Source organism: Vibrio sp. V08_P9A1T1 (genome assembly GCF_963874405.1).
Taxonomy (GTDB): domain Bacteria; phylum Pseudomonadota; class Gammaproteobacteria; order Enterobacterales; family Vibrionaceae; genus Vibrio; species Vibrio anguillarum.
In genome coordinates this window covers 1-9,389 of the sequence record NZ_CAWNIB010000041.1, presented here as the reverse complement: position 1 = coordinate 9,389, position 9,389 = coordinate 1, and the positions used below count along the sequence as shown (strand labels likewise).

The following is a 9,389-nucleotide window of genomic DNA, read 5'->3' as shown; positions in this document are numbered from 1 at the left end:
TTATAAACCATGGGAAAGAGAAAACAGATGATGGATGACATTGTAAAGAAAGATATAGCTAACGACCCAAAGGTAGCCCGTTTATTTTAGTAACCTTCTTCGTTTTTTAATTCATTATCTGCTCCTTTGAAAAGACACTACTATGAAATACAGGTCCATCCGAATGCTATTAGTGTCCGTATAAATGATAATATTGTGTATAACTAAACAACTTGAAGTGGCAGGTAGGTTGGAAAGTAAGTTTCCCCCATGAGTATAGATAAACGATTTGATGAAGTGAGCGAACGTAACCAACACCGCTGCAGCTTCAAATAAGAAGGGGATATCAAACGATCAATCGGCATGATTTATCATAGATAGAAGGTCACAACATTCCCCGCGCTAAGAAAAATACTAGATAAATCTTGTTCAATTTTTTCGAACTTAATCATCAAACAGAGTGAGTTATCTCAGGTTACGAATCACTCTACACTGGCTCCAACAGCTAGGAAGCCGCTGAGCACCTACTACCTTTTAATGAATCTGAGGACACTTTAATGAAAGCACTATTGAAACAACTAACCATATCAACTTCTGGATTTTCTGCGCTTGCGCTTCGTTTCCCAATTGGCATCATTTTTATGGCGCACGGTGCGCAGAAACTCTTTGGCTGGTTTGGAGGATATGGATTAGAAGGCACAGGTCAATGGATGGCTTCAATTGGCTTAAACCCAGGTGTGCTGATGGCATTTTTAGCGGGTAGTGGTGAATTCTTTGGGGGCCTATTCATTTTACTTGGCTTACTAACTCGCCCTGCCGCCTTGCTTCTTTCTATTACGATGATCGTCGCAATCGCTTCTGTACACTTAGGTAACGGCTTATTCATGGCTAATAACGGTTATGAGTTTGGCCTTGCGCTGCTTGCAGCCAGTGTATCGTTGGTTTTCTCTGGTGCTGGCAAATTGGCACTTGATAACTGGTTAAATAAAAAGCTCGCATAATCTATGCCTAAGGCCAGCATACCGTTTCATTGAAGGAGGCCAAGCCTCCTTCAAACGTTAAGATTTTCAGTCGATAACATTCAACTTAGTATCACTTTCCTTCCTTTCTCTACTTGTGTTGCATGCCCTTCTTTTTATGCTACATAAAAGTGCCGTTGAGACCCTATTCATATAAAGCAACCTTAATGGGTAAATATGCAACCAAACGAGCTTAAAATTGAATGAAAACTAGCGAATTACCATTAGATGAGAATAGTGACATTTGTTAACACAAAAGACCCATATGTTGCCAAATGATAAAAAATAAAAATTTAAAACCAAAAATAGGTTATTAAAACGTAAAGGATGGGCGATTTTAAGTGATAAAGATCACAGCAATTAACCGTTAACATTATTTTACTTTTTGATTTGCACTCAGCCCTGCTAACCTGCGGCACGCTTTGAAATGATGTCGAAGTGCATAAAATAAAGGAGTGTTCACAATGAATACCAAAAAACCGATGTCGCTTACCGGCCGTGTTATTTTAGGTATGGTAGCGGGTATTTTGACTGGCTTTGCCATTCGAGCTCTATTTGCTGAAAACGGATTTGTTGACGCGTATATCGTTAACGGCTTATTCGATGTTGGCGGAAAAATCTTTATCGCCAGCTTAAAAATGTTAGTTGTACCCCTCGTGTTTGTTTCTCTCGTTTGTGGTACGAGCTCACTGAAAGATCTCACCACACTTGGCCGCATGGGCGGTAAAACCCTAGCCTTTTACATCGCAACCACTGCGATTGCCATCACACTGGCACTGACAATGGGCACTGTGTTTCAACCGGGGTCCGGAGCCGATTTAACCGCAGCAAGCTCATTCCAATCTGCGCAAGCCCCTTCTTTGGGCCAAGTGTTTATTGATATGTTCCCGACCAACCCAATCAGCGCGATGGCAGAAGGTAAAACACTGCAGGTCATCGTCTTTGCAGTACTATTTGGCATAGCCATCAGTGCCGCGGGTAAACCGGGCGAGCGTATTGCGGGCGTTTTTAATGACTTGAACGAAGTTATTATGAAACTAGTCGCTTTGTTGATGAACCTTGCTCCATACGGCGTATTTTTCCTGATGGCGAAACTGTTTACCAGCCTTGGTTTAAGTGCCATTTTGAACCTCGCAGAATACTTCGTAGTACTGACGGTTACCTTACTGCTACACGGTTTTGTCACCTATAGTTTGATGTTGAAAGGCTTTACTGGTTTAAGTCCAATCACCTTCTTCCGTAAAATGGAAGATGCCATTATGTTCGCTTTCTCTACAGCCTCTTCCAATGCGACTATACCCGTCACCATGGAAACGGCTAAAAACCGCTTAGGGGTTGATAACAAGATAGCTTCTTTCACCATTCCGCTAGGTGCGACCGTTAACATGGATGGCACAGCGATCATGCAAGGCGTTGCGACAGCATTTATTGCCCAAGCGTTCAATATCGACCTAACCATGGGTGACTACGTGATGGTCATCCTCACGGCAACACTAGCCTCTGTTGGTACAGCAGGCGTTCCGGGTGTTGGTCTTGTCATGCTAGCGATGGTGCTAAACCAAGTCGGCTTGCCACTAGAAGGTATTGCTTTGATTATGGGTGTTGACCGCTTATTAGATATGATCCGCACCGCAGTCAATATTACTGGTGATAGCTGTGTGACTCTTATTGTGGCGAAAACAGAAGGCGCGTTAGACGAAGCTCGCTTTAATGATCCACAAGCTGGCGTGAAAGAAGAAGAAGTCCATTTAGCAAAAGCTCAAGCCTAACTTTCTTCACTTCCACTCATCAAAATCAAACCCTGTCGCTATTGCTACAGGGTTTTTCTTTATTCGCGTTACAGGTCAAGAATAAGATTAAAAATCAAGTAGATCAGAGCTATCTCACACCGAACTATCTTCAATAGATCTAGAATTTTATCAGCCTAACTTTCTAGGAGTGAACACAATGATACCTCGACGCACATGGCTTCTTTTGTTCTGCACTTTACTCTTTCCTTCAGTCGCTCTTGCTTCCTCTAACGATATCGATTCGTTAGATCTAACACACTCAACGATTGGTTATGCCTCTTTAGTCATTTTTACTCTGGCATACACTTTGGTCATGATGGAGGAGTACCTTAAGCTACGAAAGTCTAAACCTGTGTTACTTGCAGCTGGTTTAATTTGGGCCATGATTGGTTATGTTTATCAGCAGTATGAATTAACCGAGATTGCCAAAAACGCGCTAGAGCATAATTTGCTGGAATACGCCGAATTATTGCTGTTTCTGTTAGTCGCGATGACCTACATCAGTGCAATGGAAGAGCGGCGATTATTTGATGCATTACAAGCGTGGATGGTGGGAAAAGGTTTTGATTTTCGTGATCTTTTTTGGATCACGGGGCTACTTGCATTTTTCATCTCGCCAATTGCCGATAACCTAACCACCGCACTGTTGATGTGCGCTGTCGTACTAAAAGTGGCAGGAAACAACCCACGTTTTATCAACATTGCTTGTATTAATATCGTCGTAGCGGCTAACGCCGGAGGCGCTTTTAGCCCTTTTGGAGACATCACCACCTTAATGGTTTGGCAAGCGGGCCATGTGCCATTTTCACAGTTCCTTTTTCTGTTTCTCCCTTCTGTGATCAACTACCTTGTTCCTGCATTGCTGATGTCATTTTTTCTGCCCAAGGAAAAGCCAACCACCCTGCATGAACATGTCGAGCTTAAACGCGGAGCCCGCCGTATTGTCGTACTTTTCATGTTAACCATTGCTACCGCCGTAGCATTCCATGCTGTGGTGCGCTTTCCACCCGTGATAGGCATGATGATGGGGCTCGCTTACTTACAATTTTTTGGCTACTTCCTCAGGAAAACCTTACCTACTTCGCTGGCCAAAAAAACCGTAATTGCGATTGCAAATAATGACGAGGCCGCCCTAAAACGTATTGGCTCTGTGGTGCCATTCGATGTCTTTAAGCGAGTTTCACACGCCGAATGGGATACGCTACTGTTTTTCTACGGGGTGGTCATGTGCGTAGGAGGGCTAAGCTTACTGGGTTATTTAGGCTTGATCTCGGAAGTGATGTATAGCCAATGGAACCCCATATGGGCAAACGTGATGATTGGGTTTCTTTCGGCGATTGTCGATAACATTCCCGTCATGTTTGCAGTACTGACGATGGAACCCGATATGTCCACCGGAAACTGGTTGCTCGTCACATTAACAGCGGGCGTCGGCGGCAGTTTACTCTCGATTGGCTCAGCCGCTGGAGTGGCTCTGATGGGCGCTGCACACGGCAAATACACCTTTGTAGGCCATCTAAAATGGACACCGATTATTGCAACAGGCTACGCCGCAAGTATTGGTGTCCACTTACTACTCAATCACGCTTTGTTTTAACGAATTTGCTTTGCAATATAATGACACAGCGCCTCTGCCAGCTGGTGCGAGGCCAAGTTGCGTGCCACCACTTCTGAAGCCAGCTTTCCGCTGTTTATCACGCCAATCCAATCGTCAATCATGGCGCTAAAGCCTTTACTGGTCAGCATTGGCGTCCAATCTTTTAAACTAAGGGCTTGCTCTTGCCCTTGATGCCAACGTTTTCCTTGTGTAAACGAGTCAAACTCAAAACCTTCATTCACAAAGCTCGCGCTGACTCGCTCAGCGGTTATGCCGAACTGGCGATTCATTGAGGCATGCAGCAAACTTTCGCCGTGTTGCCATTGAACATCCAAGCGGGATAACTGACCTTGATGCTGCTGGTAGGTAATATAAGCATCATCCAATGTGGCTTTAGCACTCACGTTTACGCTGTCTAGCGGATGGATAAAATCATCAAAGATAAAGGTGCGCACATCACCGGGCAGATCATAGCGGTGCTTTTCCCAACGAAGCGAACGTAAGTCGTTTCTATTACCAGTTTGCACTGCATTTAGGTGTTGGTTATAGAGCGGAATATGACGGCGATTAAACCCCACATACAAAGGTTGACGATGCTTTTCTGCAAGCTCATACAACATTTCACAGGCGCTTGCACTGTCGGCTAGCGGCTTATCAACAAAGGTTGGAATTCCGTGTTCAAGGAAAAATTGGGCGATTTGAGGGTGAGCCGAGGTCGCCGCATGGATCATAACCGCATCAACGTTATAGCCAAGTAGCTCTCGATAATCCGTGCAATTCTCTGAAATGCGGTAACGCTGCGCTAGTTGCGTAACAAGAGCTGGATTACGAGTACAAAATACCAATTCTAAATCTGGGCGCTGTGTGATGACCGGAAGATACGCCTTTTGCGCGATATCACCTAGACCAATAATGCCAATTTTCATCATCAAATCTCTTTTCGTTAGATGAAGGTTAGGCTAACACAAGAAGATTAAAAAGGGAGGTGTAGAACTCAGTGAAAAGGCAATCCTTGCCTGTCTGGGATGAGGTTAAAATGGGCTCTCTTTGTTCAGCTCATTGCAAATTTCGACAATCGCCAATGAGAGCCCGGATTTGATGATTTGTTGCTGACGCTGAAGTTGAAGCTGGTAAAAATCCAGTTCAATGTCGCCATCCGGCTCCAATACTTCCAACTGCACCATGCCCATTTTGGCCACCAAATGGAGCTTTTTTATCGGCACCAAAATTTTCGGGTCGGTGAACTCGTATTCAGCACCATCACTGTTGAGTTGATTACGCAGTTTGATGATATCTTCAATATCGTGGTAAACATCATCAGGTAATACCCCAAGACCAAACAGCAGTTTTAGCCTGACAGACAAGTTGCCGAGTGGTCCAGAATCTTGCAATAGAGGGCCAACTACTGATTGGACAGCGAAGTTATCTTTGCGAAAAATGCGTTGCATTAATGCATCAATCGCCTCATTGAACACTTCAACCGTCGTAATAAAGAATCCGCGCACCGAATGGGCACTATTCAGTCGTTCAATTATATCGCTTTCGTTAATTCTATCTGCCATACGCTGTACTAATTGTTGTTATAAAGGGAGGGCATTAGCGCCCTCCAAAGTATTTATGTGATTAAAGCTGTTTGTAGATCGCTTCAATTTGCTTAACCTGCTCGCTCTGCTCATCTAACCCTGTGTAATGGGCCAGTGTTTTACATACGCCATATTGGTTCAATGATGTTTGAAGCTCGACTGCTTGAGGATCGCTGTCGTTGGTATATTTAAGGGCCGCCGCAATCCCTTTCAATAGCGTTTTGTTTTCAACACCGTACTCGATTGTACCGAGTAATGGCTTGATTAATCTATCATTGGGGCCTAATTTTCGTATTGGCTGACGACCAACGCGATCCACTTCATCCACCAAATATGGGTTGGCAAAGCGGCTCAATATTTTTTCGATATAAGCGGCGTGCAATTCAGGGTCAAAACCGTAACGACGAATGAGTACTTCACCGCTTTCATGCATGGCTTGCTTCACTTGCTGACGAATTGCAGGATCTTCAATTGCTTCACGAATCGTCTTATGACCACTCAAACAACCCAAATAGGCGGTAATGCAGTGCCCAGTATTTAGAGTGAAAAGTTTACGCTCAACAAAAGCCATCAGATTATTGGTTTTTTCCATCCCTTCAATGTTGGGGATCTCACCTTTAAATTGCTGTTCATCAACAATCCATTCGCTGAAACTTTCAACCGTCACGGCCAACGGGTCATCGTTCGCGGCTTCGACAGGTGGCACAATGCGATCCACCGCGGAATCGACAAAACCAATTAACTCATCGGTTTTAGCATGCAGCGATGGGTCTAGATATTTATACACTTCGCCTTTCAGGTGTGTTGTACCGCGAACCATGTTTTCACAAGCGATCACATTGAGTGGCTGCTCATTGCCCGCTTCAAATCTTTTGGTGATGCCTTTGGCGATCGTTTTCGCAATGATATCAAGCACTGCAGGGCCGACAGCTGTAGTGACCAAATCCGTTTTTACAATGCGATCAATCACATCATTACTGGCTGAATTCACCGCAGTGACATGAGTGACAGTATCAATTTTGCACTCAGAACCCACTACCTTTACTTTGTATTCTTGACGATGACTCAATTGATCGACCAAAGGTTCATTGACATCGGCAAAAGTCACTTCAATGTCTGCATCGGCCAATAATTTACCAATAAAACCACGACCAATGTTACCCGCGCCAAAATGTACTGCATTTTTCATAATCTTACCTACCAAAAACTTATCTAAAAGAGAAAAGAGCGCTTAATGCTTCAATTGAGGTGAGGTCAGCAGTATAGGGGAACAGCCGACCTCGTTTTGCCTCAGGAGCAAAAGCGTTACGCTGCTTGGTTACCCGATAGGATGGCCAAGATATCGCTCACGTCTCTGGTTGAGGTGAGCTTCTCGATAGCATCAGGCTCATCGAGTGCGTTGGTAATGGTGGTAATAACTTGAATATGTTCATCATTTTTGGCGGCAATACCGATAACCAGTTTCGCTACGCCATCTTGGTCGTCCGTAAACTGCACACCAGCAGGATATTGGCAAATCACAATGCCCGTTTTAATCACACGGTCTTTGGCGGCGACGGTGCCATGAGGAACGGCAATCGATTCTCCAAGATAAGTGGATACCATTTTCTCACGTTCAAACATGGCATCAACATACTCAGGCTCCACATAGCCAAGCTCAACTAACTTATTGCCAGCGAAACGAATGGCTTCTTCTTTATTAGCGGCATTCAAACCTAAGTGAATGTTTTCTTTTTGGATTTGAAAAACGGACGGTTTTTGAATTTCAAAGCTGTCGTCATTCGCAGCGAGGATGGATACTTTAACCACATCGCTATCATTCGCCGCCTTAGGGCGTTGAGCTGCCAAAAGCTTAGTCACAAGCTGGTTGTACATTTCACTGTCTAAAAAGTTGCTCAGTGAAATATGCTGTGCACTGGGTGCATGTGTGCGTGCGCGGCCAGTCAGGTCTTTATGAGTAATCACGATTTCTGCGTTCTCCGGCAAACTATTGATGGCAAGGTTAGTGACATGAATCGCTAAGCCCGCATCTTTGATTTTTTTACGCAGCATGCTTGCGCCCATTGCGCTTGAACCCATACCCGCATCGCAAGCAACAATAATGCTTTTCACGTTGGCTAAATCAATATTGCTTTTTTGAGAAGCCGTCGTCATATTGCCCTTTGCGCTCGATTTCATCTCTTTCATTTGTGATGTGGCTTTTTCTAACGCCGCTTCATCACCTTCTTCCTCGGTGCTGCTCTGTGCTTTCATCAATAATGACGCAACGGTAAAGGACACACCTGCCGCACCAAATATTGAGCATAATACGCCAACAATCGATCCTTTCTGTGTCATCAGTAGCACTGCAAAGATAGAGCCAGGAGACGCTGGAGAAACAATACCTGCATTGAAGAGAGTCAAAATGAACACCCCTGTCATACCACCAGCAATCGCTGCAAGAATCAGACGTGGATTCATCAGTATGTATGGGAAATAAATCTCATGGATGCCGCCGAAGAAGTGAATGATGGAAGCGCCACCAGCTGTTTGACGTGCTGTACCTTTACCAAACACCATGTAAGCCAACAAAATACCGAGACCAGGGCCAGGGTTTGCTTCAATTAAGAAGAAGATTGACTGCCCCATTTCACTGGCTTGTTGAATACCTAACGGTGAGAAAATACCGTGGTTAATCGCGTTGTTAAGGAACAAGATCTTCGCGGGTTCAACAAAAATAGAGGTGAGTGGTAAAAGGTGTGCTGAAACTAGGAAGTTTACGCCTGCCGCTAAACCACCAGAGAGCACTTTGACAAATGGCCCAATAAGGTAAAACGCCAAGATTGCGCCAAGCATACCAATAATGCCTGCCGAGAAGTTGTTTACCAACATCTCAAAACCGCTTTTTACTTTACCTTCAACACGTTGGTCAAAGGTTTTGATCGCCCAACCACCCATAGGGCCAACCATCATGGCTCCCATGAACATGGGGATATCTGTTCCGACAATCACACCCATTGTGGTGATGGCACCGACAACAGCGCCACGTTCTCCACCAACCAATTTACCACCCGTGTAACCAATCAGCAGTGGTAATAAGTAAGTAATCATCGGCCCAACCATAGATGCTAACGTTTCATTCGGTAGCCAACCTGTTGGGATAAATAGTGCGGTTATAAAGCCCCACGCGATAAACGCGCCAATGTTTGGCATAACCATGTTAGATAAGAAGCGACCAAAATTTTGTATCTTGATCTTTGCATCTGGTGATATCATGCGGATTCCCCGTTCGATGTTCTGATGAATATTGTTGTTGTAACGGTTCTGCGAAAAACCGTTGATTGCTTAGTACACAATCAATTTACCACACAATTTCATTCTGGAACTGACGACGGGTTTTTCGTGATCAGCCCCTCATAAATCCTAGCTTACAAATCATTTC

Annotated in this window: 7 protein-coding genes; 3 read left to right on the top strand and 4 right to left on the bottom strand. The window is 44.4% G+C overall.

Annotated elements, in window-relative coordinates:
- Positions 1-536 precede the first annotated feature (536 nt).
- From AACT21_RS02425 to nhaD, 3 genes are all read left to right on the top strand, one after another.
- Positions 537-980 carry a DoxX family protein gene (locus tag AACT21_RS02425; protein WP_017046849.1) on the top strand — a complete coding sequence of 148 codons (444 nt, stop codon included), beginning with the start codon at positions 537-539 and terminating at the stop codon, positions 978-980.
- 482 nt (positions 981-1,462) lie between these two features.
- Entirely contained in the window at positions 1,463-2,767 is a 1,305-nt protein-coding gene (locus tag AACT21_RS02420; RefSeq protein WP_029189696.1) for a dicarboxylate/amino acid:cation symporter, read from the top strand.
- Positions 2,768-2,936: 169 nt separating this feature from the next.
- Positions 2,937-4,385 carry a sodium:proton antiporter NhaD gene (nhaD, locus tag AACT21_RS02415; RefSeq protein ID WP_094164234.1) on the top strand — a complete coding sequence of 483 codons (1,449 nt, stop codon included), beginning with the start codon at positions 2,937-2,939 and terminating at the stop codon, positions 4,383-4,385.
- On the opposite strand, the gene AACT21_RS02410 is transcribed toward nhaD, so the two are convergent.
- The 4 genes from AACT21_RS02410 to AACT21_RS02395 form a co-directional block, all read right to left on the bottom strand.
- Positions 4,382-5,311 (bottom strand): Gfo/Idh/MocA family protein, encoded by a 930-nt coding sequence (locus AACT21_RS02410; RefSeq protein WP_026028440.1) that lies wholly within the window; start codon positions 5,309-5,311, stop codon positions 4,382-4,384. The genes nhaD and AACT21_RS02410 overlap by 4 nt on opposite strands.
- A gap of 105 nt (positions 5,312-5,416) precedes the next feature.
- Positions 5,417-5,947: an MltR family transcriptional regulator gene (locus AACT21_RS02405; RefSeq protein ID WP_010319258.1), complete on the bottom strand. Its 531-nt coding sequence runs from the start codon at positions 5,945-5,947 to the stop codon at positions 5,417-5,419.
- A gap of 61 nt (positions 5,948-6,008) precedes the next feature.
- Positions 6,009-7,157: a mannitol-1-phosphate 5-dehydrogenase gene (locus AACT21_RS02400; protein WP_026028875.1), complete on the bottom strand. Its 1,149-nt coding sequence runs from the start codon at positions 7,155-7,157 to the stop codon at positions 6,009-6,011.
- Positions 7,158-7,273: 116 nt separating this feature from the next.
- Entirely contained in the window at positions 7,274-9,223 is a 1,950-nt protein-coding gene (locus AACT21_RS02395) for a PTS mannitol transporter subunit IICBA (protein ID WP_094164233.1), read from the bottom strand.
- Between the last annotated feature and the right edge of the window lie 166 nt (positions 9,224-9,389).

Coding starts and splice junctions, on each gene's coding strand:
- AACT21_RS02400 (WP_026028875.1), bottom strand. CDS start 7,157: ATGAAAAATGCAGTACATTTTGGCGCGGGTAACATTGGTCGTGGTTTT.
- AACT21_RS02425 (WP_017046849.1), top strand. CDS start 537: ATGAAAGCACTATTGAAACAACTAACCATATCAACTTCTGGATTTTCT.
- AACT21_RS02405 (WP_010319258.1), bottom strand. CDS start 5,947: ATGGCAGATAGAATTAACGAAAGCGATATAATTGAACGACTGAATAGT.
- AACT21_RS02410 (WP_026028440.1), bottom strand. CDS start 5,311: ATGAAAATTGGCATTATTGGTCTAGGTGATATCGCGCAAAAGGCGTAT.
- AACT21_RS02395 (WP_094164233.1), bottom strand. CDS start 9,223: ATGATATCACCAGATGCAAAGATCAAGATACAAAATTTTGGTCGCTTC.
- AACT21_RS02420 (WP_029189696.1), top strand. CDS start 1,463: ATGAATACCAAAAAACCGATGTCGCTTACCGGCCGTGTTATTTTAGGT.